This is a genomic window from Arenimonas aestuarii (assembly GCF_054781715.1).
The window spans coordinates 1,309,601-1,335,314 of record NZ_BAAGTW010000004.1; the positions used below are offsets into that span (position 1 = coordinate 1,309,601).

Below are 25,714 nucleotides of genomic sequence, written 5' to 3' on the forward strand. Positions count from 1 at the left end.
ATGATCGCCGGCATTTCCACCGTCCTGCTGCTCATCCTGTTCCTGGTCGGCGTCGCCTGGGCCTACAGCCGCAAGCGCAAGCCCGAGTTCGACGCCGCCGCCCGACTGCCCCTGGAAGAAGACCAGAGCGAGAACACCCCATGACTACCGGCTGGTCCCTATACGTCATTTTCCTCGTCGTCCTGAACATCGTCGGCTGCGCCTGGCTGCTGTGGTGGACGTCCAAGCGTCGCGGCGACGAAGCACGCAACGACTCCGAGACCACCGGCCACGTCTGGGACGGTGACCTGACCGAATACAACAAGCCGCTGCCGCGCTGGTGGATCATCCTGTTCTGGCTGACCATCGTTTATTCCGTGGGTTACCTGGTCTGGTACCCGGGCATGGGCAACTTCTCCGGCACCTCCGGCTGGACCTCGGCCAAGGAGCACGACGCCGACAAGGCCGAGGCCGACGCCCGCCTGGCGGACGCTTTCGGGCGTTTCGACGGCATGCCCATCGACGAGGTCGCGCAACATGAAGAAGCCCTGGCCTTCGGCGCGCGCCTGTTCCAGAACCACTGCGCCCAGTGCCATGGTTCCGATGCCCGGGGCGCCAAGGGTTTCCCCAACCTCACCGACGGCGACTGGCTCTGGGGCGGCGCGCCCGAGCAGATCCTCGCCACCATCGTCGACGGCCGCCAGGCGGCCATGCCGGCGCTGGGTGCGGCGATCGGCGGCGACGTCGGCGTCACCGAAGTCGCGGCCTACGTGCAGAGCCTGTCGGGCATCAAGGCCGACCCGGCCCTGGCCGAAGCCGGCAAGACCAAGTACGCCGGCGTCTGCGCCGCCTGCCACGGTGCCGAGGGCAAGGGCAATCCGATCCTGGGCGCGCCCAACCTCACCGACGACACCTGGCTGTACGGCAGTGACTTCGCGACCATCAGCGAGGGCATCCGCAGCGGACGCAGCGGCATGATGCCGGCGCATGGCCCGATCATCGGCGAAACCCGCAGCCGCCTGGTGGGTGCCTACGTCTGGACGCTGTCGCATGGCCAGGACGCGGAGCCGCCCGACGCCCCATGAACCAGCCCGCCGACCGTTTCGACCATCCGCCCCGACCGCTCGCCCAGCGGCTCGGGGCGATCCTTTGGCCCAGCTTCTTCGCCGCCGGCGTGGCGACGATGGTGTTCTTCGCCTTCGTCGACCCGCTGCTGCTGCGCGACCTGACCTTCCCCGAAGTCGAGATCAGCCGCGGCCTGGGTTACACGATCGGCTTCTTCATGTTCTGGGCCTGCACCGCGGCCAGCAGCCTGTTCACCTGGATCCTGCTGCGGCCCGCGAGCCGCTTCAACAAGCCCCTGGCCAGGGACTGAGCCATGGCGCGCAAGATTCCCAGCGAACTGGTCGACGAGGTCTCGCTCTACGTCGCCGAAAAGAAGGTCTACCCGCGCGAGCAGGACGGCCTGACCCAGCGCCTGCGCAAGGCCGCGGTGATCTGGCTGCTCGGCATGTACTACGGTTTCGCCTGGCTGCAGTGGGATGACCGCCAGGCGGTGCTGTGGGACCTGCCGGCGCGCAAGTTCTATGTGTTCGGACTGGTGTTCTGGCCGCAGGACTTCCTCTACCTGGCGCTGCTGCTGATCATGGCCGGCCTGTCGCTGTTCTTCTTCACTGCCGTCGCGGGACGGCTGTGGTGTGGCTACGCCTGCCCGCAGACGGTGTGGACCGAAGTCTTCATCTGGATGGAACGCTGGACCGAAGGCGACCGCAACAAGCGCATGAAGCTCGACGCCGGGCCCTGGACCCGCGAGAAGATCCTGCGCAAGGGCTCCAAGCACGTGCTCTGGCTCGTGTTCGCGCTCTGGACCGGCTTCACCTTCGTGGGCTACTTCACCCCCATCCGCGACCTCGCCGCGCGCCTGTCGCCCTTCGAGTGGGGCGGCTGGGAGATCTTCTGGGTACTGTTCTACTCACTGGCCACCTGGGGCAATGCCGGCGTGCTGCGCGAACAGGTCTGCAAGTACATGTGCCCCTACGCGCGCTTCCAGGGCGCGATGTTCGACCGCAACACCCTGATCATCGCCTACGACCCACTGCGCGGCGAACCGCGCGGGCCGCGCAAGAAGGGCAAGCTGGCCAGCGTGCTCGAACGCGCCCGCGGCCTGCTGCCGCTGGACGTCGCCACCAGCGCCGTGGTGCATGCCTCCCAGCACCGCAGCGCCGCCGACCTGCAGGCCGGCGCGCGTGCCACCACCGGCCTGGTGGTGGACGCCCAGCACGGCCTGCCGCCGCCGCCGGAAGTGAACTCGCCCGAGGACCTGGGCGACTGCATCGACTGCACCATCTGCGTGCAGGTCTGCCCCACCGGCATCGACATCCGCAACGGCCTGCAGTACGAGTGCATCGCCTGCGGCGCCTGCGTTGATGCCTGCGACATGGTGATGGACAAGATGGGTTATCCGCGCGGGCTGGTGCGCTACACCTCGCAGAACGCGGTCGAAGGCAAACACCTGCGCCTGCTGCGCCCGCGCGTGCTCATCTACGCAGGCCTGCTGGTGGCGCTGGCGATCGGCTTCGCGGCCGGCATCGCCCAGCGCAGCCCGCTCATCGTGGACGTCATGCGCGACCGCAACGCGCTCTACCGCACGGCCGCCGACGGCAGCATCGAAAACGCGTATACCGTACGCATCGTCAACAAGGACATCGCGCCCCGTGACTTCACCATCCGCATCGAAGGGCCGGAAGGCATCACCCTGGTCGAAGCCGGCGCCGTGCACCACGCCCGGGCCGAAGAGGTGCTGACCGTGCCGATCACCCTGCGTGCCCCCGCCGGCCTGGCCAAGGGCCGGGTGGACCTGGACCTGGTGGTCGAGTCGTCCGAGCCGGGCGTGAGCGAAACCGAAGAAACCCGCTTCTTCGGGCCCTTCTGATGGATACGCCCAAGACGTCGTCCTTCTCGCGCAACCCGGTGCTCTGGCTGGTGCTGGCGATACCGGCTGCCACCATCGTCGCGGGCGTCTGGACCCTGGTGGTGGCCTCGGGCAACAGCGCCGTCGATGCCGACCCCGACCCGGTGCGGCGCACCGCCCAGGTGCAGGTGGCGTCCATCGAAGCCGATGCCCAGGCCGCCAGCCGCGGCCTCGGCGCCACCCTGGTGATCGAAGCCGACAGCGCCCTGCTGCGCCTGGGGCAGGCCACCGGCCCGCGCGCGCCCACGCTGCAGCTGGTGCATCCGCTTGAGTCCTCCTTCGATCGCCAGCTGAGCCTGCGGCCCGACCCCCAGGGATGGCGCACCGACGGCCCGGTCGCATCCACGCACGTCTGGCAGCTGCGCCTGGTCGCCGACGACGGCAGCTGGCGGCTGGTCGGTCGCTACCATCCGGGCGACACCGAGGTCACGCTGGCGCCCGCACTCGCGGCGCCGTGACCGCGTCGGCACAGTCGGGTTGTTTCCACTGCGGCGAGCCCCTGCCCGCCGCCCCCGTTCGGGTCAGCCTGGAAGGCGCCGAGCGCGACGTCTGCTGCGCCGGCTGCGGTGCCGCCGCCCGCTGGATCCGCGACGCCGGACTGGGCGACTACTACCGGCTGCGCGACGCCACCGGTTCCCGTGTTGACCTGGCTCCCGCCGACTACAGCGCCTGGGACCGCGCCGACGTGCAGTCCGGCCACGTCATCGACACGCCGGAGGGCCGCGAGATCACCGTGGTCTGCGAGGGCATGCACTGCGCGGCTTGCGCCTGGTTGATCGACCATGCCCTGCGCCGCGAACCCGGGGTCAGCGACGCCGGCGCCAATGCCGTCACCGGCCGCGTGCGCATCGCCTGGGATCCCCGGCGCACCCCGCTGTCGCGCGTGCTGGCGCGGCTGGCATCCCTGGGCTACCGGCCCCACCTGGCCCAGGGCGAAGCCGCCGAGCGCGAACGCCGGCGCGAACGCAATCGCCTGATCGCCCGCCTGGGCGTCGCCGCCCTGGGCACCACCCAGGCCATGATGTTCGCCGAGGCGCTTTACCTGGACACCGCCAACGAGATGGCGCCGGCGACGCGCGACTTCTTCCGCTGGATCACCTTCCTGGTGTCCACGCCGGTGGTGTTCTTTTCCGGCTGGCCCTTCCTGGCCGGCATGGCCACCGAGCTGCGCCAGCGCCGCCCGGGCATGGATACGCTGGTGGCGACGTCGGTGCTGCTGGCCTATTTCGCCAGCCTGGTGGAAACCCTGCGCGGCGGCGCCCACGTCTGGTTCGATGCCGCCGTGATGTTCGTATTGTTCCTGCTGGCGGCGCGTTTCCTCGAACGCATGGCGCGCCGGCAGGCCAGCGCGCGCCTGGACACCCTGGCCCGCGCGCAGCCGGCCCTGGCCTGGCGCGAAATCGCCGAGGGGCGCGAACAGGTGCCGGTCTCGGCGCTGGCCACCGGCGACGTGTTGCAGGTCGGCGCCGGCGACACGGTGCCCGCCGACGGCGAGCTGATCGACGACGCCGCGGCGCTGGACGAATCCCTGCTTACCGGCGAATCCGCGGCCGTGGCCAAGACAGCGGGCGACATGCTCTATGCCGGCAGCGCCTGCCGCGAAGCACCGCTGCGGCTGCGCGTGACCCGCACCGGCGCCGATACCCGGCTCTCGCAGCTGGTGCGTGCGGTCGACCGGGCGCAGTCCACGCGGCCGCGGATCGCGCGCCTCGCCGACGCCGTGGCGCAGCGCTTCGTGGTCTCGCTGTTCGTCGCCGCGGCGATCGTGTTCGGCATCTGGTGGCAGGTGCAGCCCGGACGCGCCTTCGAAATCGCGCTGGCGGTGCTGGTGGTCAGCTGCCCCTGCGCCCTGTCCCTGGCCGTGCCCACCGCCCTGGCCACGGCGCACGGCACGCTCGCGCGCTGGGGCGTGCTGGCCCTGGGCGCGGATGCCCTGGAAAGCCTGGCCCGCGCCGACGTCGTGGTGCTGGACAAGACCGGCACCCTGACCCTGGGCCAGCCGCGCCTTCAAGACGCGCAGGCCATCGAGGGCGACATCGGCCACTGGCGGCGCATCGCCGCCGCGCTCGAGGCCAACGCCGGCCACCCCCTGGCCCTGGCGTTCGCGATGCAGGACGTGCCCCTGGCCAGCGCCGTGCGCACCCTGCCCGGCCACGGCGTGCAGGGCGAGGTGGAAGGGCGCGCCTATCGCCTGGGACGCGCCGAATTCGCCGCCGGCCGCAGCGACGACGGCGCGCTGTGGCTGGGTGACGGCAGCACCGGCTTCGCCCGTTTCGAAACCAGCGATCCCGTGCGCCCGGATGCCGCCGACGCCATTGCCGGCCTGCGTGCACTGGGCCTGTCGCCGCGCCTGCTCAGCGGCGATGGCGAGGCGAGCCTCGCCGCCGTTGCCGCTCGCCTGGACATCCACGACTTCGCGTCCCGGCAATCGCCGGAAGACAAACTCGACGCCGTGCGCGCGCTGCAGGCGCAGGGTCGGCGCGTACTCGCCGTGGGCGACGGCATCAACGACGCGCCGGTGCTCGCAGGCGCCGACGTGTCGGTGGCGATGGCCGGCGGCGCGCCGCTCGCACATCGGTCCGCCGACCTGGTGCTGGCAGGCGCATCACTGATGCGCCTGCCGCAGTCGGTGCAACTGGCCCGGCGCACCCGCCGCATCATCGGACAGAACCTGGGCTGGGCGCTGGCCTACAATGTCGTGGCCCTGCCCCTGGCGGCGCTGGGCCTGGTCGGCCCCGGGCTGGCGGCGCTGGGCATGGCCGCCTCGTCGCTGGTCGTCACCGCCAACGCCCTGCGCCTGGGGCGCAACAAGGGGATACCCGCGTGAACATCCTGCTCGCCCTGATTCCGGTTTCGCTGCTGCTGCTTGGCGCGGCGATCTGGTTTTTCCTGTGGGCGGTCAAACGCGGGCAGTTCGACGACCTCGACACCCCGGCGCTGGACATGCTGCGCGAAGACGATCGGCCGGCGCCGGACCCCGAAGCGCGCGACAAGCGCGGCGAACGCGACGCCGACTGATGCCGGTCGACCTGCTGGTGCTGGGCGCGGCACTGCTGACCGGGCTGCTGGGCGGCGTGCACTGCATCGCCATGTGCGGTGGCATCGCCACCGGCCTGGCCGCCACCGCGCCGAAGCCCGGCCTGGGCACCGCGTTCGCGCTCAACGGTGGCCGCGTGCTCGGCTACACCCTCGCCGGCGCCCTGGTCGGCGCATTCGGCGGCGGCCTGCTGCTGCTCGCACGCTCGGACGCACTGGCCACCGGCCTGCGCATGGCCATGGGCGGCGTGCTGATCCTGGTCGCGGCGCGCCTGCTGTGGCCGCACAAGCTCGGTTTCCTTTCGCGCGGCGGCGCCTGGTTCTGGACGTGGCTGCGTCCCCTGCAATCGAAGCTTCCCGCGCACGGCCCCTGGCGACCCTGGGCCCAGGGCCTGCTCTGGGGCTGGCTGCCCTGCGGGCTTTCGAGCACGGTGCTGGTGGCCGCCTGGCTGGAAGCCAGCGCCCTGCACGGCGCCCTGGTGATGGCCAGCTTCGGCATCGGCACGATGGCGACCATGGTGCCCGTCACTTGGAGCGGCGCACGCCTGGGCCAGTTGCTGGCCAAGCGGGCCTGGCGCTATGGCGCGGCCGCGCTGGTGGCGCTGGCCGGCATCGTCACGATGGCGGGCCCCTGGCTGGCCGGCCAGCCGGCGATCCATGCGGTGCTCGAAGCCCTGGGCTGTCGTTCGATCTGAATGCCCAATCGCCCGCCCGGCCACGACGGTCTTGCCGCCAGCACCCTGCAATTGCCGCCGGGCGATTGGCCGACGGTGCTCGACTGCCTGTGCGAGCGCTTCCCCGCGGTGCCTCGGCTGGCCTGGCTGGACCGGATGGCGCGTGGGCGCGTGCTGGACGACGAAGGTCGCCGGATCACGCCGGAGACACGGTTCCGCGTCGGCCTGGAAGTCCACTACTACCGGGAGGTGGTCGACGAACCGCGGATCCCGTTCGAGGAAGCCGTGCTGCACGCCGACGAACACCTGCTGGTGGCGGACAAGCCACATTTCCTGCCGGTCACGCCGGCCGGTGCCCACGTGCATGAAACCCTGCTGGGCAGGTTGATCCGCCGCACCGGCAACCCGGACCTGGTGCCGTTGCATCGTATCGATCGCGAAACCGCCGGGCTGGTCCTGTTTTCGACCAACCCGCAGTCGCGCGCACGTTACCAGGCGCTCTTCCGCGAGCGGCGAATCCAGAAGCTGTACGAAGCGATAGCGCCAGCCCTTCCCGACCTGAGCTTTCCCTGCGTGCGCAGGAGCCGCATCGTCGCCGGCGAACCCTTCTTCCGGATGCAGGAAGTCGACGGCCCGGCGAACAGTGAAACTCAGATGGACGTCATCGAACGCGGGGACGCGGACTGGCGATATGCGTTGACGCCGGTCAGCGGCCGCAAGCACCAGCTCCGCCTGCACATGGCGGCGCTGGGTGCGCCGATCGCCAATGACAGGCTGTATCCGTTGGTTGACCACCGCCCGCCGGGCGACTATTCGGCGCCGCTGCGGCTGCTGGCGAAACGACTTTCATTCATCGACCCGCTCAACGGCGGCCCGAGAAGATTTTGCAGCGCACGGCAGCTCCCCGGCTGATCAACGCAGCTCGCGGGACTTGCCGGAGGGCGCGGCCGGCGCATGCACCAGGGCATCCAGCCGTGCCCGGTCGAGGATCTTCAGTTGGCGGCCGCGCACGGCGATGACGCCTTCGTCCTGGAGTTTGGTCAGGGTGCGGCTGACCGTTTCGATGACCAGGCCCAGGTAGCTGGCGATGTCCTCGCGGCTCATCGGCAGGGTGTACACGTCGTGCGGCTTGCCGAGCAACTTGTAGCGTTCGGACAGGCCGTGCAGGAACAGCGCGACGCGTTCGTGCGCCTGGCGCCGGCCCAGCATTTCCAGGTGCGACTGGTCGCGGTTGATGCCCTGGCCGATGATGCGCAGAAGCTGGTGCTGCAGCCCGGGCACCTGTCGGCAGACCGCTTCGAGCTGTCCCATCGGGATCTCGCAGACGCTGGCCGGTGAAAGGGCTTCTGCCTCGCAGGCATGCTTGCCGGTGCCCATCGCGTCCAGGCCCATCAGCTCGCCCGGCAGGTGGAAGCCGACCACCTGCTGTTCGCCTTCGGCATCGATGGCCACGGTCTTGAACGCACCCTCACGGGCAACGTACAGCGACCCGAGCGCCTGGCCGGAACGGAACAGCGTGTCGCCCTTCTCCAGCGGCCGACGCGCGCGCACGATTTCGTCCAGCTGCTCGAGGTCGCGGCCGCCGATGCCGGCCGGCAGGCACAAGACGTGCAGCGAGCACTGGGCGCAGCTGCGCCGCAGCCGGTCGAGGTCGAGTACTTCTGCCGTCATGTCAGTCCTTCGCCGGCTCCATCCCGGCGTCTTCCGCGGTCCAGCGCTTGAGCCAGGCATTGACCGTGTCATGCCACAGCACGCTGTTGTGCGGCTTCAGGATCCAGTGGTTTTCGTCCGGGAAATACAGCAGCTGGCTGGGCACGCCCTGGCGCTGGGCGGCCGAGAACGCGGCCAGGCCCTGCTCCACCAGCACCCGGTAGTCGAGCTGGCCGTGGATGACCAGCATCGGGGTCTTCCACTTGTCGACGTGCCTGATCGGGTTGAACTGCTCGTAGGCCTCGGGCTTTTGCACCGGGCTGCCGCCGTTTTCCCATTCGGTGAACCACAGCTCTTCGGTGTTGAAGCCCATGATGCGCGTGTCGACCACGCCGGCGTGGTTGACCAGGCAGTCGAAACCGTCGGGCCAGTTGCCGGCGATCCACGCAACCATGTAACCGCCATAGCTGCCGCCCAGCGCGCAGGCGCGTTCTCCGTCGAGGAAGGAATACTTCTCCTGCGCCGCGGCCCAGCCCTTCTGCAGGTCCTCGAGCGGCTTGCCGCCCCAGTCGCCACTGATCGAATCGGTGAAGGCCTGGCCGTAGCCGGTCGACCCGTGGAAGTCGATCATCACCACGGCGAAACCTGCGCCGGCGTAGGTCTGCGCATTCCAGCGGTAGTGGAAGTTGTTGCCGAAGCTGCCCTGCGGACCGCCGTGGATGAGGAAGGCCACCGGGTACTGCTTGCCCTCCTCGAAGCCCGCCGGCTTGACGACGTAGCCGTGCACGGTTTCGTCGTTCCAGCCCTTGAAATTGAACTGCTCGTAGGCACCGAACTGAATGTTCTCCAGCACCTCGGCGTTCTGCACCGTGACCTGCCGGGCCCGGCTGCCGTCGGCGCGGGCGACGAAGGCCTGGGCCGGGGAATCGAGGTCCTCGAAGGTATAGGCCAGGGTGTCGCCGACCAGGTCGTAACCGCCGACCGTGCCGCCGCCGACGATCTTTTCTGCCTTGCCGCTGGCGATATCCACCTTGTACAGCGCGTAGGTGCCGACGTCGTTGGTCGTGGCGTAGATCGCGCTGCCGTCCGCCGACAGCGTGATGTTGCTGGCCGAACGGTCCCAGTCCGGCGCGATCTCGCGGGTCTTGCCGCTGGCCAGGTCCATGGCCATCAGGGCCAGGCGGTCGGCTTCGAAGCCGGGGTGTTTCATCGCGCGGTAATACAGGGTCTTGCCGTCGGCCGAGAACACCGGGCCGCCGTCCAGGGCCGAATTGGCCTCGGTCAGGTTCTTCGGCGCGCCGCTGCCGGACGCACGCGCATGGTAGAGGTCGAAGTCGGTGGACCAGGCTTCCTCGCGGCCCACGGCCTTGGCGGCGAACACCAGCGACTGGCTGTCCGGCGCCCAGGTGTAGTCGTCCTTGCCGCCGAAGGGCTTGGCGGGCACGTCGCCTTCGATGCCGGCGCTCACGCGCGCGGGTTCGCTGCCGGCCATGCCTTCATCGTCGAAGCGGGCCACGAACAGCTGGTTGCGGCGGCCATCCTTCCAGGTGTCCCAGTGGCGGACGAACAGGCCCTCGTAAAGAACGCCGCTGGTCTTGGCGTCCGCATTGGCATCGAGCCTCTGCTTCGTGCAGGCCAGGGTGCCGCAGTCGGTGAAGACCTCGAAGCTCAGCGCCACGGCGCTGCCGTCGGGGGAGACCTTGAAGGTGCCGACCGGCAGCGGGTAGTCGCTCACCTGCACCGGCTCACCGGCGCCAAGGGCCTGCTTCCAAAGCTGTGACGACCCGGACTTCGAGGACAGGAAATACACCGCGCGGCCATCGGGCGAAAACGCCGCGCTGCCGGCGCCCAGTCCCTCCGGGGTGAAACGTCTCGGCGGCGCGACGTCGCGGGCGTACAGGTCCCTGATCCAGAGCCCGGTGCTGGCCTTGTTGGCCTCGAAGTCCACTTCGCGAATCGTCACCAGCAGGTGCCGGCCATCGGGTGACAGGGTCGGCGCGGATACGCGGTCAAGGGTGACCAGGTCGCGGGCGTCGAAGGGTTTGGCGTCGACCGCCGCGGGGGCCAGCAAGGCCGGCGCCAGCAGCAAGGTGAGCAGGGAGCGCAGGGCCATGACGTGATCCTCGGGATGCCAGCCGCCATGTTAGGCAGCCCGTGCCGGGGAAGCAAAGCCGGCGGGCCCAACCGACCCTATACTCGGCCGACCCCGACCGGAGCCTGCCTGTGAACGCGACCCCCCTGCCCGCCCGCGACGACTTCCTGGGCCATCCCAAGGGCCTGTACGTCTGCTTCTTCACGGAAATGTGGGAACGCTTCTCGTTCTACGGCATGAAGGCGCTGCTGCTGCTCTACCTGCTCAAGTACCACCTGTTCACTGACGCGCTGGGCCTGGACCTGCTGGGGGCCTACGGCGGCCTGGTGTATGCCGTGCCGGTCATCGGCGGCCTGCTGGCCGACCGCTACCTGGGCATGCGCAAGGCCGTGGTGTTCGGCGCGGTGCTGCTGGTGCTGGGCCACCTGGGCATGGCCTTCGAGGGCGAGCAGGCGCGACTGGTGGACGGAGTGATCGTGCGCGACGAAGGTGCGCTGCAGGTGTTCTACCTGTCGCTGGCGCTGATCATCATGGGCGTGGGTTTCCTCAAGCCCAATATCTCCACCATCGTCGGCCGGCTGTACCCGGCCAACGACCCGCGCCTGGATTCGGGTTTCACGGTGTTCTACGCCGGCATCAACGTCGGCGCGATGTTCGCCAGCCTGGTCTGTGCCTTCCTGGGCGAGACCTATGGCTGGAAGTATGGCTTCGGCGCCGCCGGCATAGGCATGGTCGCCGGCCTCATCGTCTTCCTGTGGGGCCAGAAATACCTGATGGGACAGGCCGAGCCCAACGACCCGGCGAAACTTCGCCAGCGGGTCGGCCCGTTCAGCCGCGAAATCTGGATCTACCTGGGCAGCCTCGCCGGCGTCGCCCTGGTCTGGCAGCTGATCCAGCGCACCTGGACCGTGCACGGCGCGATGCACCTGATTGCGGTGGTCTTCCTGGCCTGGTTCGCCTGGTTCCTGGTCAAGCATTGCAGTCGCAAGGAGCGCCAGCAGATGCTGGCGCTGGTCTTCCTGATCATGGGCGTGCTGGTGTTCTTCACCCTGTACGAGCAGACCTATGGCTCCTGGGTGACGTTCACCGACCGCATGCTCACCAAGGACCTCTTCGGCGCGCTGCCGATCGGCTACCAGGCCACCGTGCCCTGGGCCATCTTCGCGCTGGGCCTGAGCCCGGTGCTGATGGTGCTGGCGCTCAAGGCCAGCGACCGCGGCCGCGATGGTTTTGCCAAGGCGATGGTCGCGCTGCTGGCCCTGGGCATCGGCGTGGCCATCGTGCACGACGTGGTGATGGTGCAGCAGACCGCCGGCTCGCTGACCTTCCTGGGCGCGTTCTTCATCGTGGTCCTGTCGCCGGTGTTCGCCTGGCTCTGGCCCTGGCTGGACCGGCGCGGCCTCAATCCCTCCAAGCCGCTGAAGATGGGCATCGGCCTGGTCGCGGCCGGCCTCGCGTTCGTGCCGCTGATGCTGGCCGCCGAATCGGCCTCGGGCGGCGTGATGGCCAGCGTCTGGTGGCTGGTGCTGGCGTATTTCGTTCTGGAGATCGGCGAGATGTGCCTGTCCCCGATCGGACTGTCGGCGGTGACGCAACTTTCCGTGGCCCGCGTGGTGGGCCTGATGATGGGCGCGTTCTGGCTGGCAACGGCCTATTCGGAGGTGCTGGCCGCGCAGTTCGGAAAACTCGCGGCGCTGGACCTGCCCGCGGACGGCGTCATCGACATGGCCGACGCCGGGGCGAAATACGGTGGCCTGTTCGAACTGATGCTCTGGGTGGGCGTCGGCACCGGCCTGGTGTTCGCGCTTGCCAGCCCGCTGGTGAAGCGCTGGATGCACGGGGTGAAATAGACCCCTCACTCGTCTCGGCAATGAAAAACGGCGCCCTTCCGGGCGCCGTTTCCATATCGGACCTGCGGGCCAGGCTCAGTTGGTAGCGACCTGAGCCTTGTCCCCGATGTGCCGGTTGAAGAACTCCAGCATCTGCGAATACAGGTTCACGCGGTTATCGACGTCGTAGAAGCCGTGCATCTCGCCGGACTGGATGATCATGCCTTCGGGCTTGTTGCCGGCGCGTTCGAGCGCCTCGAACATCACTTCGGTGTTCTCCGGCGGGCAGCGCGGGTCGCGGGCGCCGGCGGCCAGGAAGACCGGGATGTCGATCTTGGAGGCGTAGGTGACCGGCATGGCTTCGGCGCGCTCGGACTCGGTCGCACCGAAGGCACGGCGCATGTAGGCGCGGCCAGCCTCGCTGCGGCTGGTGTCGCTGAGCTTCATCTGCACTTCGCCGTCGTAGGCGCCGACATAACCGAAGGCGCACGAGTACAGGTCGGGCTCGCGGGCCGGCGCCATCATCGCCGAATAGCCGCCGAAGCTTCCGCCGTAGATGCACACGCGGTCCGGGTTGGCCACGCCTTCATTGATGGCCCAGCGGGTGGCGTCGATGATGTCGTTCATGATGCCGGTGTGCCACTGGCCGAAGGCCATGTCCTGGAAGGCCTTGCCGAAACCACCCGAGCCGCGGAAGTTGACCTGCAGGGTGGCGTAACCGCGGCTGGCGAAGAGCTGGGTTTCCGGGTTGTAGCCCCAGTTGTCGCGCGGGCCCATCGGGCCGCCATGCGGGTTGACGATGAGCGGGAGGTTCTTGCCGTCGCTGCCCTTGGGGATCGTCAGGTAGCCGTAAATGCGCATGCCGTCGCGGTTGACGAAATCGAAGGGGCGCACCGAAGCCGAGTTTTCCGGGTTGACCCATTCGCGGGCCTTCATCAGGAAGCGGGCCTTGCCGGTGTCGCGGTCGAACAGGTACAGCTCGCCGGGGTTGCGGTCGCTGTAGACCGAAACCACGACCTTGCTGCCGTCGCGGGTGGCGGTGCTGAAGTTCACCACCTGGCCCGGGAAGGCGCCGGCGAGCGAGGCGTAGAGCTCGCTGTCGGCGTGCGCTTCGTCGACAAGTTCGATGCGCGGGATGCCCGCCTCGGTCACCACGGCCAGCGGTTTGTCGTCCGTGGGCGACACCACGTACCGGGAAATATCGGACACCTCGTCCTGGAAGATCTTCTGGAAGGTGCCGGTCTGGCGGTCCAGCGTGCCGAAGGCCGCCGGCTTCTTGCCGTCGTCCTGCAGGGCGTAGATGGTGCCGTCCTTCGCGGTCCAGGCGACGCGGACCTGCTTGCCGTCGCCGATGTCGGTGTTGTTCACCAGGGCCCACTTGCCGTCGTCACCGAGGCGGTAGAGCTCGGTGCGGGTGTCGTATTCACCGTCCTCGTTTTCCTGGTCGAAACACAGGGCGAAACGCGGCTGCTTCTTCTCGTCGACCGCGAGGCTGCAGTTCTCGCGCGGCGCGGTCGCCAGCGTCTTGCGGGTGCCGGTGACGGTGTCGACCATCACCAGCTCGGTGTTCGAGCCGGTGCGCGAGCGCGGGGAACTGGCCGACATCAGCACGTTGCGCGGATCGTCCTCGAGCGGGTCGACCATGCCGAAGCGCTGGTTGAAGACCGCCTTGGCGCGCTCGGCGGTACCGCGGCTGCCGTAGAAGATGACCGGGCGCGGCTGGCTGCCGTCGGCGTTGACGGCGTACCACTCGCCGGTGCCGAAGGGCTGGGCGAAGCTGCCGACCTTGCGGATGGCGGTGAAGATGAGGCGGTCGTCGCCGATCCACTGGTAGCCGGACACCGACTTCTCGTCGGGCAGCACGTTCACCTTCAGGAGTTTCATGTCCTTGAGGCGGATCACCGTCAGGACGTCCTGACCTCCGCGGTCCACGCCGATTGCCAGGTATTCGCCGGTGGGCGAGATACGTGCATTCGAATAGGTGGCGTGGCGCATGAAGTGCTCGACCGAGGGCAACTCGGCGGCAGAGGCGCTGGCGCCGGCAAGCAGGGCCAGCGCGGTAATGACGGATTTCATCGGAACTCCCCGGTTCGTGTTTGACGACGTCAACGCCGAACGATAGGGGCCCCGTCGCTAGCGCGCAAGCGCGGCCAGGGCCTCGGCCAGGCCTTCCCGCCAGTCACCAAGGTGAAGACCGGTATCGCGCGTGAAGGCAGCGGTGTCGAGCCGCGAATAGGCCGGGCGCCGGGCTGGCGACGGATAGTCGCTTCCCGGGATGCCTTCCAGCGCCGGCGCCTTCGTCAGGAGGCCCCGTTCGACGGCCTGGCGGAATATCTCTTCGGCGAATTCGAACCAGCTGCACTCGCCCTCGGCCGCCAGGTGCCAGGTGCCACTGGCGTCGGGCATCGCTTGCAGGGCGCCGGCGACGCCCGCGGCGATGCGATGGGCGCTGGTGGGCGTGCCACGCTGGTCGTTCACAACCCGCAGCTGGTCGCGCTCCCTGCCCAGCCGCAGCATGGTCAGCAGGAAGTTGTGGCCCCGCGGGCCGTAGACCCAGCACAGGCGGAAGATCTTGTGTGCCGCGCCGCTGGCGCGGATGGCCTCTTCGCCGGCCAGCTTGCTCTGGCCGTAGACGCCAAGCGGCCCGGTCGGATCGTCCTCGCGCCAGGGCCGCGACTGGCTGCCGTCGAAGACGTAATCGGTGGAAAAGTGAACCAGGCCGATGCCCGCCTCCGCGCAGGCCCGCGCAAGCTCGCCCGGTGCCTGCGCGTTGATGCACGAGGCCAGCTCGGGTTCGCTTTCGGCGCGGTCCACGGCCGTATAGGCGGCGGCGTTGACGACCAGGTCCGGCGCCACGCGCCCGACAAGGCCGGGCAGGCTCGCGGGATCGGACAGGTCGGCCCGTTCCGCCTGGCTGCCATCCGGCAGCTGGCCACTGCGGGTGGCGGCGACCACGTCACCCAGGGGGGCCAGGGCGGCGCGCAATTCATGCCCGACCTGTCCGTTGGCACCCAGCAGCAGCAGGCGCATGCCGGCTCAGGCCTCGTAAGGCGGCAGGCGGTCGGCCGGGATGTCGGCCAGGAATGGCGCGGCGGCGTCCTTGCCGGAAAGCGACGGATTCCCGACCGGCCAGTCGATCGCCAGGTCGGCGTCGTCCCAGCGCACCGCGGCGTCGGCCTGCGGGTCGTAGGTGGCCGTGCACAGGTAGTGGAAGGTGGCCTGTTCGCTGAGCACGACGAACCCGTGCGCGAAACCTTCCGGGATCCAGAACTGGCGCTTGTTCTCCGCGCTGATCACCGCCGCGGCCCAGCGGCCGAAGGTCGGCGAGCCGCGGCGGATGTCCGCGGCCACGTCCCAGACTTCGCCTTCGAGCACCGAAACGAGCTTGCCCTGCGGCTTTGGCCACTGGTAGTGCAGGCCGCGCAGAACCCCGCGTCCGGAGCGCGAGACATTGCCTTGCACGAAGCCCGGGGCCAGACCCAGGGGCTTGAGCTTGTCGTGGTTGAAAGCTTCGTAGAAATAGCCGCGCTCGTCGCTGAACACCCTGGGCTCGAACAGCAGGCAGCCGGGCAGGTCGGTTTCGATGACCTTCACGGCACCGACCCGCGTTCGACCAGGGACATCAGGTACTGGCCGTAGCCATTCCTGGCCAGGGGCTTGGCCAACTCAAGCAGCTGCGCGTCGCTGATCCAGCCGTTGCCCCAGGCGATTTCCTCGGGGCAGCACACGCGCAGACCCTGGCGCGCTTCGATGGTTTCGATGAAGGTCGAGGCTTCGAGCAGCGACTGGTGCGTGCCGGTGTCGAGCCAGGCGTAGCCGCGGCCCAGCTGCTCCAGGTGCAGGCCGCCTTCCTCGAGGTAGATGCGGTTGAGGTCGGTGATTTCCAGCTCGCCGCGCGGCGAGGGCTTGAGCGTTCTCGCGAATCCAGGGGCGCGGCCGTCGTAGAAGTACAGGCCGGTGACGGCGTAGTTGGACTTGGGTTTGGCCGGTTTTTCCTCGATGTCCACGACCTTGCCCGCGGCATCGAACGCCGCCACGCCGTAGCGTTCCGGATCCTTGACCCAATAACCGAAGACCGTGGCGCCGTGCTCGCGCGCATCGGCGCGCTTGAGCCGCTCGGTCAACCCGGTGCCGTGGAAGATGTTGTCGCCCAGCACCAGGCAGCTTGGCTGGCCGGCGAGGAAGTCTTCCCCGATCAGGAAGGCCTGGGCCAGGCCATCGGGGCTGGGCTGGGCCGCGTAGCGGATGTCCATGCCCCACTGCGAACCGTCGCCCAGCAGGCGCTTGAACAATTCCTGCTCGTGCGGGGTGTTGATGACCAGGATTTCGCGGATGCCTGCCAGCATCAGCACGCTGAGCGGGTAGTAGATCATCGGCTTGTCGTACACCGGCAGCAGCTGCTTGGACACCGACTGCGTGAGCGGATAGAGCCGCGTGCCGGAACCGCCGGCCAGGATGATTCCCTTGCGATTCATTCAGGCCTCCTGGCCAAATCGTTCGAGCCGGTAGCTGCCGTCGAGTACACGCCGCACCCAGTCCGGGTTGTCGAGGTACCAGTCGATGGTGGTCGCCAGTCCCTGTTCGAAGTCCACCGACGGACTCCAGCCCAGCTCGGAGCGGATTTTCGAAGCGTCGATGGCATAGCGGCGGTCGTGGCCCGGGCGGTCGCTGACGAAGCTTATCTGCGAGTCGCGCGGCTTGCCGTCCGCGCGCGGGCGGCGCTGGTCGAGCAGTGCGCAGACGGCCTTCACGACCTCGATGTTCTGCCGCTCGGCATCGCCCCCGATGTTGTAGGTCTCGCCCACCCGACCGCCTTCCAGGACCCGGCGGATGGCGGCGCAATGGTCCCCCACGAACAGCCAGTCGCGCACGTTGCGACCGTCCCCGTAAACCGGCAGCGAGTCCCCGGCCAGGGCCTTCTGGATGATGAGCGGGATCAATTTCTCCGGGAACTGATAGGGCCCGTAGTTGTTCGAGCAGTTGGTGGTCAGCACCGGCAGCCCGTAGGTGTGGTGGTAGGCGCGCACCAGGTGGTCGGAGGCCGCCTTGGACGCCGAGTAAGGCGAACTGGGCGCGTAGGGCGTGTCTTCCGTGAACCTGCCTTCGTCGCCCAGCGAGCCGTAAACCTCGTCGGTGGACACGTGCAGGAAGCGGAACGCGCCCCGCTCGTCGCTATCGAGGCCGCGGAAATACTCGCGCGCCGCCTCGAGCAGGTTGAAGGTACCCACGACATTGGTCTGCACGAAAGCGCCCGGCCCATCTATCGAGCGGTCGACGTGGCTCTCGGCGGCGAAGTTGACGATGGCCCGGGGCCGGAATTCGGCTAGCAGGCGTCCCACCAGTGCGCGGTCGCCGATGTCACCCTGGACGAACATATGGCCGGGGTTGCCGTCGAGCGACGCCAGCGTGTCGAGGTTGCCGGCGTAGGTCAACGCATCGAGGTTGACCACGCGGATGCCCGACGCCACCGCGTCGAGCACGAAGTTGCCGCCAATGAAGCCGGCGCCGCCAGTGACCAGCCAGGTCTGCATTGCATTGTTCCTGTCAGGTAGGGCGGGGAAACGCGATCAGAACGGGATGTCGTCGTCCGGGAACGGGTCATCGCCGCGCGAAGGCGCCGAACCGCCACCACCGCCGCCACCACCACCCCGGTTGCCGTAGTCGCCGCCGCCACCACCGCCGCCGGAACGGGCCGCCGGACGCGCGGGTCGCTCGGAGCGCATGCCGCCGCCACCGCCACCGCCGCCGCCTTCACCACCGCCGCCGCCGAGCATCTGCATCTCGTTGGCAACGATTTCGGTGATGTACTTTTCCTGGCCGTCCTGGCCGGTGAACTTGTCGTAGCGGATCTCGCCCTCGATATACACCTGGCGACCCTTCTTGAGGTATTCGCCAGCGATTTCGCCGAGCTTGCCGAACAGCTTCACGCGATGCCACTCGGTGCGTTCCTGCTGGTTGCCTTCCTTGTCCTTGCGCACCGAACTGGTGGCCAGGGAAAGGGTGCAGATGGCCATGCCGCCCTGCGTGTACTTCATGTCGGGGTCGTTGCCGAGGTTTCCGACCAGGATGACTTTGTTGACACCGCGCGCCATGGCGATCCTGCCTTTGTATGGTTCAGCTGTATGAAGGGCCGATTATGCCAGCCTTCGCCGCCCGGGCCACCGGCCGCCACCCCCGCGGGGGGTCGGAATCCGCCCGGAAAGGGCGCCGGGAATCGTATAATCGCGCCATGTCAGCCCAACCCCGCCCCGTTACCCTGCCCGGCATATCCCAGATCCAGGCCCTCGCCGCCGGCGAGATGGCCGCCGTGGACACCCTGATCCGCGGCCGGCTGGCCTCGGACGTGGTGCTGATCAACCAGATTTCCGAACATATCGTCGCCGCCGGCGGCAAACGCCTGCGGCCCATGCTGGTCGTGCTGGCCGCCCGGGCCCTGGGCGGCGGCGGCCCGCGCGCGCACCAGTTGGCGGCGATCATCGAGTTCATCCACACCTCGACCCTGCTGCACGACGACGTGGTGGACCAATCCGACCTGCGCCGCGGCCGGCGCACCGCCAACGCCCTGTGGGGCAACGCACCCAGCGTGCTGGTCGGCGATTTCCTGTACTCGCGCAGCTTCCAGCTGATGGTGGAGCTCGATTCGATGCCGGTCATGCGCATCCTGGCCGACACCACCAACCAGATCGCCGAGGGCGAGGTGCTGCAGCTGCTGCACGTGCACAACCCCGACACCGACGAGGCGGCCTACCTGCGGGTCATTGAACGCAAGACGGCGGTTCTTTTCGCGGCGGCCACGCGCCTGGGCGCCCTGTTGGCCGGGGCCGACGACGCCACCCAGCAGGCCATGCACGACTACGGCATGAACCTGGGCCTGGCCTTCCAGATCGCCGACGACGTGCTCGATTACACCGCCGACGCCGACGCCCTGGGCAAGAACCTGGGCGACGACCTCGCCGAGGGCAAGGCCACCCTGCCCCTGATCCACGCCATGGCCCACGCCGACGACGACGTGCGGGCCCGCCTGCGCAAGGCCATCGAAGCCGGCGACGCCGACGCGATGCCCGACGTGCTGGCGGCGATCAGCCGCTCCGGCGGCATCGACTACAGCCGCGATCGCGCAGCCCACTATGCCGATCGCGCCGAAGCCGCCCTCGATGCCCTGCCCGACTCCGAATGGGCGCGGGCCCTGCGCGGCCTGGCCCGCTACGCCGTCGCCCGCGGGCACTGATCAGTCGGCGAAGCGCTCGGCGAAGAAGTTTTCCATCATCCCGTAGGCGCGCTTGGCGGCCCGGGCGTCGTACATGCAGCCCGGGCTGTTGGCGTCGGCCTCGGCAAAGCAGTGCACCGCGCCGCTGAAGTTCACGAACTGCCAGTCGGCCCCGGCCGCCGTCATCTCGTCCTGGAAGCCGGTGATCTGCGCCTGCGGCACGTAGGTGTCGGCGGCGCCGTTGAGCACCAGCAGGCTGGCGCTGACCTCGCCTTCCTTCGCCGGCATCGACGTTTCGAGGTTGCCATGGAAGCTGACCACGCCGGCCACGTCGGCGCCGCTGCGCGCCAGCTCCAGCACGATCGCGCCGCCGAAGCAAAAGCCGATGCCGCCGATGTCCGCGACATCCAGTGGCGCCCTGCCGGCCGAATCGCGCAGCACGCCCAGCGCGGTATTGATGCGGCCGCGCAGGGCCTCGCGGTCGGCATACACGGCGCCGGCGGCCTTGCCGGCCTCCTGGGCATTCGCCGGGCGCACGCCGCTGCCATACATGTCCACCAGCAGGATCACGTAGTCGTCGCCGGCCAGCGCCTTGGCCTTCTCGACCGCGGCGTCGGTGACGCCCATCCAGTTGGGCACCATCACCAGGCCCGGGCGCGGAGCCTTGTTTTCAGCGTCGTAGACAAGGTAACCGTCGAAGGTGGTGCCGCCATGCTGCCAGCTCACCGGCTCGGCGGTGGGCTTGGCCTGGGCGGCCGCGGCAAGGACGAACAAGGCGAGGAAGGAAAGGCAATGGCGCATGGCAGGGGCTCCTGGGAAACCGGGATCAGGGACGACTTTCCCGGAAACCGGGGTCAGCGTCGAGCGCTGGCAATGCTGTCCCTGCAACCGTGAAATAACAATGAAAACCGATCCCAGGGCCTAGGCGACGCCGAGGCCGGGGATGGTATTGATCAGGTCGGGATCGAAGCCGGCCGCCTTGGCGAAGTGACGGCCGCGGTCGATGTAGTCGCGGTAGCGCGGAAAACTCGGCGCACCGGGCGAGAGCAGCAGCACGCCGTCGTGACCCAGGGCGCGCAGGCCCAGCTTCACCGCCTCGTCCACTTCCTCGGCTTCGGCCAGGATGAAACGGCCGCCCTGGGCCAAGGGCTTGAGCTTTTCATGGATGCGCGGGCCGTTCTGGCCCATGGTCACGACGGCAGTGACCGGTTCGGCGGCGATGCGTTCGACGCAGACGCCCCAGTCGAGGCCGCGGTCATAGCCGCCCACCAGCAGGGCGACGCGGCGACCGCGGTAACAATCGAGCGCCGCGATGGTGGACTGGGGCGTGGTCGAGATCGAGTCGTTCACCGATTCGATGCCGTGGCGCAGGCCCAGTGATTGCAGGCGGTGCGGCAGGGCCCGGAAACCGGCCGCCGAAGCCGCCAGCGAGACGGCATCCAGGCCCAGGGCCTCGACGGTGGCCAGGGCCGCGCACAGGTTCAGGCGGTTGTGCCGGCCCGGCAGCGGCACGTGGCGCGCATCGAGCACCGGCTGTTCGCCGCGGTAGACCATGGCTTCGCGCAGGTGCCAGCCGTCGGAATGGTTGAACCAGTGCACCTTGGTGGCGGCCGGCACGTCGAGTTCGGCCAGGCGCGGGTCGCCGGCGTTGAGCACCGCCACGCGCGGGGCTGCGCGGGTGACCAGGGCCAGTTTGTCGGCGTAATAACGCGCCTCGCTGCCGTGCCAGTCCAGGTGCTCCGGGAACAGGTTCAGCACCACCGCCACGTCCACGTCGCTGGCCTCGCCGGTCTGGTAGCTCGACAGCTCGATCGCCCAGTAGGCGGGCGGAGGCTGCACGTCCAGGAGTTCGAGCAGGGGCAGGCCGATATTTCCGGCCAGCGCGGTGCGCGCGCCCGAGGCGCGCAGCAGGTGGGCCACCAGGGCGGTCGTCGTGGACTTGCCCTTGCTGCCGGTGATGCAGATGCGCTTGCCGGCGCCCGGCTCGGCGAACCACAGTCCGCTGGCGCCGATGAATCGCACGCCCTCGAGCGCGGCGTCGGCGGCGGGCGAGGTGTAGGGACTGATGCCCGGTGACTTCACCACGATCTCGTGTTCGGCCAGCATCTGCGCGTTGACGCTGGTTTCGATGCGCAGGGCCGGGTCCTGCATGTCACGCAGGGGTTCGGCTTCGTCGTGGGAACAAAACACCGTTACCGGCTGGCTGGGCAGGCGCCAGCGCAGGGCGGCCAGCGCCGAACGACCCTCGCGGCCGTAGCCCCAGATCGCGACCCGCTTTCCTTCAAGCTCCGAAATTCGCACGCAGACGCTCCCACAAGGCGTCGGGGATGCCGTGATCATCCGAGGGTTCGAGCAGCGACGCCAGCCCCCTTTCGGCCGGGTCGAGCTGCGGGCGGATTTCGCGGGCGTATCGCTTCACCAGCGCATCCTCGCGCCAGGCCGCGCTGTTGGCCAGCAGCTCCATGGCCGCCCGCGATTCCCGGCCTTCGCCGACGCATTCAAAGGGCTTGTGGTCGCGGTATTCCATCAGCGCGTCGAAGCCCGCGGCCTGGTCGGCTTCGTCGAGCAGGTTGCGACCGAAGATGCCCATCAGCCGCGGCTTGGGCATGAACGGCGCCAGCGCCAGGAACACGAAGTGGCATTTCGGGCAAACCCCGCACCAGCGCTGCGCCGGCCGCTCGCCGAGCAGGTGGAAGTTGCGGTTGCAGCTGGAGAAGAACGCGTCGTAGTGGTCGATGCGCGCGAACTGGCGCGCCACCGCCAGCTCGGAGAACGGCCGCAGCAGCGAGTAATAGCGCAGGTCGGCGGCGACATGGCTACGCAGGTGGGCGGCGAAGTCGCGCTCGAACTCCCAGCCCTTGGACCACTGGTGGTTCACCTCGCCGGTACCGGGGATCAGGCTGCCATAGCTGGCCGAACGTTCATTGGAGAACACGACCTGGTCGTGCCCGTGCAGCAGCGCGGCCAGGGCCAGGATGGCCGAGTTCACGGCAGTCACCGGGATGTGGCCATTGAGCGCGCCGCGGCGATTGAGCTCGAACAGCAGCGGCGACAGGGCCCGCGTCACGTTGAGCGTGGGCAGGCCGGTGCGCGCGGCGCAGGCGGCGATCAGCGGCGAGCCGCCGACCCAGGCCACGGTCTGGGCGACACCGGCGCCGCGCAGGGCTTCGATGCTGACCAGCGAATCCTTGCCGCCGCCGATGGCGACCACGGCGTGTTCCGACAGCCCGGCCGCCGGCGCGGGCGCGGCATCCGCCCGGGCCGGGAAGACGATCTTCCCGCGCAGCGACAACCCGTTGCGGTAGGCGAACTCACCCAGTCCGTTTTCGTAGATCGACGTCAGCAGCGCCGCGGTGGCGGCATCGATGTCGTAGCCCTCGATGCGGATCTCCGGCGGCACCGCCGCCTTGTAGTAGCTGACGCCGGCGACCAGGTGCAGCAGCCTCAACGCCCGCTGCACCGCGGCGGCGCGTTCGTCATCGAGCGTGAAGGGTGCGCCCGGGAAACGCAGCACCTCGGTCATCACCGGGCCGTCGTCGAAGGCGTAGTCCAGGCCCGCCTCGCCGGTGCCGGGGTCGAAGCGGCAACCCAGGAAACGGAAAGCGCGCACCGCGCCGGGCTCGAAGTCAGTCATCGATCACGTCCTCCTGCGGCAAGCTGCGCAGGTTGTAGCGGTTGGCCATCACCGCGCCGTAGGCCCCGGCGTGGCCGACCAGCAGCACGTCGCCTTCGGCGGTGGCTTCGGGCAGGCGGCGCTGCTTGCCGAGCACGTCGCTCGACTCGCACACCGGGCCGACCACTTCGCAGGGCGGGCCCGGCGGCGCGTCCAGGCGGCTCAGGTTGACGATTTCATGCCAGGCGCCGTACAGCGCCGGGCGCATCAGGGCGTTCATGCCGCCGTCGGCGCCGACCCGGCGCTGGCCCTGCTTGTCCACCACCTGGGTGACATGCAGCAGCAGCACGCCGGCTTCGGCGACCAGGTAGCGGCCCGGCTCCACCCACAGCGCGTAATGCGGATACGCCGCCTTGAGTTCGGCCAGGGCGGCGCCGTAGGCCTCCAGGTCGAACGGCGCGGCGTCGGGGTCGTAGGCCACGCCCAGGCCGCCGCCGACGTCGATGAAGGACACCGTGCCGATGCCTTCGGCGATCGCCGCCAGGCTGGCGTACACGGTGTGCCAATGGCGGGCGTCGTGGATGCCGCTGCCGATGTGCGCGTGCAGGCCGGTGATGCGGGCGCCGGTGGCGCGCGCGACGGCCGCGAACTGGGGCACCGATTCCGCGGCCAGTCCGAACTTGGCGTCCTTGCCGCCGGTGCGCACCTTTTCGTGGTGGCCCTGGCCAAAACCCGGGTCGACCCGCAGCACGATGTCGCGGCCCTTGAACAGCTGCGGCCACTGCTGCAGCGGCACCAGCGAATCGAGGGTGACGAACACGCCGCGCGCCAGCGCCGCCTCGAACTCCCGCCGCGGTGCGAAGCTGGGCGTGAACAGCACCCGGTCCGGCGCCAGGCCCGGCAGCACGCCGAACAGGTGGTCGAGCTCGCCCTGGGACACGCACTCGAAGCCGAATCCCTCGGCTTCCAGCGTGCGCAGGATGTCGGGGTGCGGATTGGCCTTGAGCGCGTAGAAACGCCGGTCGATCGCCGCCACGTCCATCAGTTCGCGGGCGCGCTCGCGCACCGTCGGCAGATGGTAGGCGTAGCGCGGGGTGCCGGCCTTCGCCGCGTCCAGCAGGCGCGGCTGCAGGCGCTGCCACCAGGTCGGCGGGCGGCTGGCCGCGGGCTTGTCGAGGCTGCGCCAGCTGGGCCCGAAAACCGCGGTTTCGGTCACCGGCATCGCGCCGCACTGCGCCAACAGGGCGTGCAGGCGCGGCAGCATGTCTTCGTCGAGGTCTTCGTCGAGCACGAAGGTGAGGTTGAGGTCGTTGGACGACTGCGAGATGAGGTGCACGCGCTCGCGGCCGAATTCGGCCCAGACGTCGGACAACTTGTGCAGCAGCGAGCGCATGCCGCGCCCGACCAGGGTGACGGCGGCGCAGGGCGCGATCACCTTCACCCGGCAGACCTGGCCCAGGTCGGCGCACAGCGCATCGAGCACGTTGGTGCTGACCAGGTTGTCGCTGGGGTCGAGCGACACGGTGACGTTGGCTTCGGACGAACCGATCAGGTCCACCGACAGCCCGTGCGCCTTGAAACGTTCGAACACGTCGGAAAGGAAACCGACCTGCTGCCACATGCCGATGGTTTCCATCGACACCAGCACGATACCGCGGCGCGAACTGATCGCCTTGACGCCCGGCACCGTGGTGGCCGAGGCGTCGATGACGGTGCCCGGCATGTCCGGCCGCGTGGTGTCGCGGATCCACAGCGGCACGCGCGCCTCGCGGCAGGGATGGATGCAGCGCGGGTGCAGCACCTTGGCGCCGGTGGTGGCGATTTCCTGGGCTTCGGCGTAGTCCAGGCGCGACAGCAGCCGCGCTTCCGGCACCTGGCGCGGGTTGGCGCTGAACATGCCCGGCACGTCGGTCCAGATTTCGACGCGGCGGGCCTTGAGCAGCGCACCCAGATAGGCCGCCGACGTATCGGAACCACCGCGGCCGAGGATGGCCGTGCCGCCGTCTTCGGCCCGCGCGATGAACCCCTGGGCAATGCGCAGGGACGGGCCGGCGGCGTCGAAGCGGGCGCGCAGGCCGGCGTCGCCTTCGAAGTCGCAGGAGGCCGACAGGCGTCGTGCCCATTCGTTCTGGTTGGGCAGCGCGCGCGCGGCCAGCCAGTCACGCGAATCGGTCCAGCCCACGTCCAGGCCCTGCGAGCGCAGGTAGGCCACGCCCAGGGTCGAGGACAGCAGTTCGCCCTGGCCCAGCACCTCGGCCTGCCAGGCGAGATCACCGGCGATGCGCCTTGGATCGTCGGCCAGGGCCTGCAGCGCGGCCAGGCGTTCGCCCAGCACGGTGTCCGGGTCCAGGCCCAGCTCGTCGCGGCAGAAGTCGCGGTGGCGCAAGGCCAGCGCGGCAAAACGCGCGGCGGACCCCGGTGCGTCGGCGTGGCCCTCGCAGATCGCCTGCAGTTCGTTGGTGACGCCCGACACCGCCGACACCACCACCAGCACCTTCGCGCCCTCTTCGGAAGCGCGCCGTTTCATCAGCGCGCCAATGGTGTCCCAGCGATGGCGTCGGGACACCGAGGTGCCTCCGAACTTCAGGACGATCCAATCCGGTGCGACGGCACCGGCGGCGGGCGCGGCAGGAGTCATGGTCAGGGTTCTGGCTGGGGGAAGC

23 protein-coding genes are annotated in these 25,714 nt (G+C 69.1%); 11 read left to right on the forward strand and 12 right to left on the reverse strand.

Annotation, left to right across the window (positions count from 1 at the left end; translation table 11 throughout):
* Genes ACYVJH_RS07180 through ACYVJH_RS07220 form a run of 9 tightly spaced genes read left to right on the forward strand, consistent with a single transcriptional unit; the run spans position 1 to position 7,572 of the window.
* Positions 1-144, forward strand: a complete 144-nt coding sequence (locus tag ACYVJH_RS07180) for a cbb3-type cytochrome oxidase subunit 3 (protein WP_188660463.1) — start codon at positions 1-3, stop codon at positions 142-144.
* On the forward strand, positions 141-1,064 hold the full coding sequence (gene ccoP, locus ACYVJH_RS07185; protein WP_460453927.1) for a cytochrome-c oxidase, cbb3-type subunit III: 924 nt from the start codon (positions 141-143) through the stop codon (positions 1,062-1,064). Before ACYVJH_RS07180 ends, ccoP begins: the two co-directional genes overlap by 4 nt.
* A complete protein-coding gene (locus tag ACYVJH_RS07190; RefSeq protein ID WP_460453928.1) occupies positions 1,061-1,354 on the forward strand; it encodes a hypothetical protein in 294 nt (97 codons plus the stop codon). The genes ccoP and ACYVJH_RS07190 overlap by 4 nt, the downstream gene beginning before the upstream one ends.
* Before the next feature lie 3 nt (positions 1,355-1,357).
* Positions 1,358-2,911: an RdxA/RdxB/FixG family protein gene (locus ACYVJH_RS07195; RefSeq protein WP_460453929.1), complete on the forward strand. Its 1,554-nt coding sequence runs from the start codon at positions 1,358-1,360 to the stop codon at positions 2,909-2,911.
* A complete protein-coding gene (locus ACYVJH_RS07200) occupies positions 2,911-3,408 on the forward strand; it encodes a FixH family protein (protein WP_460453930.1) in 498 nt (165 codons plus the stop codon). The genes ACYVJH_RS07195 and ACYVJH_RS07200 overlap by 1 nt, the downstream gene beginning before the upstream one ends.
* Positions 3,405-5,777, forward strand: a complete 2,373-nt coding sequence (locus tag ACYVJH_RS07205; protein ID WP_460453931.1) for a heavy metal translocating P-type ATPase — start codon at positions 3,405-3,407, stop codon at positions 5,775-5,777. Before ACYVJH_RS07200 ends, ACYVJH_RS07205 begins: the two co-directional genes overlap by 4 nt.
* A complete protein-coding gene (gene ccoS, locus ACYVJH_RS07210) occupies positions 5,774-5,968 on the forward strand; it encodes a cbb3-type cytochrome oxidase assembly protein CcoS (RefSeq protein WP_460453932.1) in 195 nt (64 codons plus the stop codon). Before ACYVJH_RS07205 ends, ccoS begins: the two co-directional genes overlap by 4 nt.
* A complete protein-coding gene (locus tag ACYVJH_RS07215; protein WP_460453933.1) occupies positions 5,968-6,681 on the forward strand; it encodes a sulfite exporter TauE/SafE family protein in 714 nt (237 codons plus the stop codon). The genes ccoS and ACYVJH_RS07215 overlap by 1 nt, the downstream gene beginning before the upstream one ends.
* On the forward strand, positions 6,682-7,572 hold the full coding sequence (locus tag ACYVJH_RS07220; protein WP_460453934.1) for a pseudouridine synthase: 891 nt from the start codon (positions 6,682-6,684) through the stop codon (positions 7,570-7,572). It abuts the gene before it with no gap.
* Here the strand turns inward: ACYVJH_RS07220 and ACYVJH_RS07225 are convergent, their stop codons facing one another.
* Complete coding sequence (locus tag ACYVJH_RS07225) at positions 7,573-8,331, reverse strand: helix-turn-helix domain-containing protein (RefSeq protein ID WP_460453935.1); 759 nt, start codon at positions 8,329-8,331, stop codon at positions 7,573-7,575. It lies immediately after the preceding gene.
* 1 nt (position 8,332) lies between these two features.
* Positions 8,333-10,423: a dipeptidyl-peptidase 5 gene (locus ACYVJH_RS07230; RefSeq protein WP_460453936.1), complete on the reverse strand. Its 2,091-nt coding sequence runs from the start codon at positions 10,421-10,423 to the stop codon at positions 8,333-8,335.
* Positions 10,424-10,533: 110 nt separating this feature from the next.
* Here ACYVJH_RS07230 and ACYVJH_RS07235 point away from each other — a divergent pair, with 110 nt between their 5' ends.
* A complete protein-coding gene (locus ACYVJH_RS07235) occupies positions 10,534-12,252 on the forward strand; it encodes a peptide MFS transporter (protein WP_460453937.1) in 1,719 nt (572 codons plus the stop codon).
* A 75-nt stretch (positions 12,253-12,327) separates the two neighbouring features.
* On the opposite strand, the gene ACYVJH_RS07240 is transcribed toward ACYVJH_RS07235, so the two are convergent.
* The 6 genes from ACYVJH_RS07240 to ssb are packed head-to-tail and all read right to left on the reverse strand — an operon-like array spanning position 12,328 to position 18,323.
* Positions 12,328-14,307, reverse strand: coding sequence for a S9 family peptidase (locus ACYVJH_RS07240; protein WP_460453938.1), 1,980 nt, complete (start codon positions 14,305-14,307; stop codon positions 12,328-12,330).
* A gap of 57 nt (positions 14,308-14,364) precedes the next feature.
* Positions 14,365-15,261: a dTDP-4-dehydrorhamnose reductase gene (gene rfbD, locus ACYVJH_RS07245; RefSeq protein WP_460453939.1), complete on the reverse strand. Its 897-nt coding sequence runs from the start codon at positions 15,259-15,261 to the stop codon at positions 14,365-14,367.
* Positions 15,262-15,267: 6 nt separating this feature from the next.
* Positions 15,268-15,825 carry a dTDP-4-dehydrorhamnose 3,5-epimerase gene (rfbC, locus tag ACYVJH_RS07250; protein WP_460453940.1) on the reverse strand — a complete coding sequence of 186 codons (558 nt, stop codon included), beginning with the start codon at positions 15,823-15,825 and terminating at the stop codon, positions 15,268-15,270.
* The gene (rfbA, locus tag ACYVJH_RS07255; protein WP_460453941.1) at positions 15,822-16,706 is read right to left on the reverse strand and encodes a glucose-1-phosphate thymidylyltransferase RfbA; all 885 of its coding nucleotides are present in this window, start codon (positions 16,704-16,706) and stop codon (positions 15,822-15,824) included. The genes rfbC and rfbA overlap by 4 nt, the downstream gene beginning before the upstream one ends.
* Positions 16,707-17,762: a dTDP-glucose 4,6-dehydratase gene (rfbB, locus tag ACYVJH_RS07260; RefSeq protein ID WP_460453942.1), complete on the reverse strand. Its 1,056-nt coding sequence runs from the start codon at positions 17,760-17,762 to the stop codon at positions 16,707-16,709.
* A 36-nt stretch (positions 17,763-17,798) separates the two neighbouring features.
* Positions 17,799-18,323 carry a single-stranded DNA-binding protein gene (gene ssb, locus ACYVJH_RS07265; protein ID WP_460453943.1) on the reverse strand — a complete coding sequence of 175 codons (525 nt, stop codon included), beginning with the start codon at positions 18,321-18,323 and terminating at the stop codon, positions 17,799-17,801.
* Positions 18,324-18,460: 137 nt separating this feature from the next.
* Here ssb and ACYVJH_RS07270 point away from each other — a divergent pair, with 137 nt between their 5' ends.
* Positions 18,461-19,459 carry a polyprenyl synthetase family protein gene (locus ACYVJH_RS07270; protein ID WP_460453944.1) on the forward strand — a complete coding sequence of 333 codons (999 nt, stop codon included), beginning with the start codon at positions 18,461-18,463 and terminating at the stop codon, positions 19,457-19,459.
* Here the strand turns inward: ACYVJH_RS07270 and ACYVJH_RS07275 are convergent, their stop codons facing one another.
* The 4 genes from ACYVJH_RS07275 to ACYVJH_RS07290 all read right to left on the reverse strand — a co-directional run bounded on the left by ACYVJH_RS07275 (position 19,460) and on the right by ACYVJH_RS07290 (position 25,689).
* Positions 19,460-20,239, reverse strand: a complete 780-nt coding sequence (locus tag ACYVJH_RS07275) for a dienelactone hydrolase family protein (protein WP_460453945.1) — start codon at positions 20,237-20,239, stop codon at positions 19,460-19,462.
* Between the two features lie 120 nt (positions 20,240-20,359).
* Positions 20,360-21,739: a UDP-N-acetylmuramoyl-L-alanine--D-glutamate ligase gene (gene murD, locus ACYVJH_RS07280; protein WP_460453946.1), complete on the reverse strand. Its 1,380-nt coding sequence runs from the start codon at positions 21,737-21,739 to the stop codon at positions 20,360-20,362.
* Positions 21,720-23,072, reverse strand: a complete 1,353-nt coding sequence (gene murL / locus ACYVJH_RS07285; RefSeq protein ID WP_460453947.1) for a UDP-N-acetyl-alpha-D-muramoyl-L-alanyl-L-glutamate epimerase — start codon at positions 23,070-23,072, stop codon at positions 21,720-21,722. Before murL ends, murD begins: the two co-directional genes overlap by 20 nt.
* Complete coding sequence (locus ACYVJH_RS07290) at positions 23,065-25,689, reverse strand: bifunctional aspartate kinase/diaminopimelate decarboxylase (protein ID WP_460453948.1); 2,625 nt, start codon at positions 25,687-25,689, stop codon at positions 23,065-23,067. Before ACYVJH_RS07290 ends, murL begins: the two co-directional genes overlap by 8 nt.
* Between the last annotated feature and the right edge of the window lie 25 nt (positions 25,690-25,714).

Excerpts from the sequence above, each read along its gene's own strand:
- ACYVJH_RS07180 (WP_188660463.1), top strand. The coding sequence starts at position 1 with ATGATCGCCGGCATTTCCACCGTCCTGCTGCTCATCCTGTTCCTGGTC.
- ccoP (WP_460453927.1), top strand. The coding sequence starts at position 141 with ATGACTACCGGCTGGTCCCTATACGTCATTTTCCTCGTCGTCCTGAAC.
- ACYVJH_RS07190 (WP_460453928.1), top strand. The coding sequence starts at position 1,061 with ATGAACCAGCCCGCCGACCGTTTCGACCATCCGCCCCGACCGCTCGCC.
- ACYVJH_RS07195 (WP_460453929.1), top strand. The coding sequence starts at position 1,358 with ATGGCGCGCAAGATTCCCAGCGAACTGGTCGACGAGGTCTCGCTCTAC.
- ACYVJH_RS07200 (WP_460453930.1), top strand. The coding sequence starts at position 2,911 with ATGGATACGCCCAAGACGTCGTCCTTCTCGCGCAACCCGGTGCTCTGG.
- ACYVJH_RS07215 (WP_460453933.1), top strand. The coding sequence starts at position 5,968 with ATGCCGGTCGACCTGCTGGTGCTGGGCGCGGCACTGCTGACCGGGCTG.
- ACYVJH_RS07220 (WP_460453934.1), top strand. The coding sequence starts at position 6,682 with ATGCCCAATCGCCCGCCCGGCCACGACGGTCTTGCCGCCAGCACCCTG.
- ACYVJH_RS07225 (WP_460453935.1), bottom strand. The coding sequence starts at position 8,331 with ATGACGGCAGAAGTACTCGACCTCGACCGGCTGCGGCGCAGCTGCGCC.
- ACYVJH_RS07230 (WP_460453936.1), bottom strand. The coding sequence starts at position 10,423 with ATGGCCCTGCGCTCCCTGCTCACCTTGCTGCTGGCGCCGGCCTTGCTG.
- ACYVJH_RS07240 (WP_460453938.1), bottom strand. The coding sequence starts at position 14,307 with ATGAAATCCGTCATTACCGCGCTGGCCCTGCTTGCCGGCGCCAGCGCC.
- rfbD (WP_460453939.1), bottom strand. The coding sequence starts at position 15,261 with ATGCGCCTGCTGCTGCTGGGTGCCAACGGACAGGTCGGGCATGAATTG.
- rfbA (WP_460453941.1), bottom strand. The coding sequence starts at position 16,706 with ATGAATCGCAAGGGAATCATCCTGGCCGGCGGTTCCGGCACGCGGCTC.
- rfbB (WP_460453942.1), bottom strand. The coding sequence starts at position 17,762 with ATGCAGACCTGGCTGGTCACTGGCGGCGCCGGCTTCATTGGCGGCAAC.
- ssb (WP_460453943.1), bottom strand. The coding sequence starts at position 18,323 with ATGGCGCGCGGTGTCAACAAAGTCATCCTGGTCGGAAACCTCGGCAAC.
- ACYVJH_RS07270 (WP_460453944.1), top strand. The coding sequence starts at position 18,461 with ATGTCAGCCCAACCCCGCCCCGTTACCCTGCCCGGCATATCCCAGATC.
- ACYVJH_RS07275 (WP_460453945.1), bottom strand. The coding sequence starts at position 20,239 with ATGCGCCATTGCCTTTCCTTCCTCGCCTTGTTCGTCCTTGCCGCGGCC.
- murL (WP_460453947.1), bottom strand. The coding sequence starts at position 23,072 with ATGACTGACTTCGAGCCCGGCGCGGTGCGCGCTTTCCGTTTCCTGGGT.
- ACYVJH_RS07290 (WP_460453948.1), bottom strand. The coding sequence starts at position 25,689 with ATGACTCCTGCCGCGCCCGCCGCCGGTGCCGTCGCACCGGATTGGATC.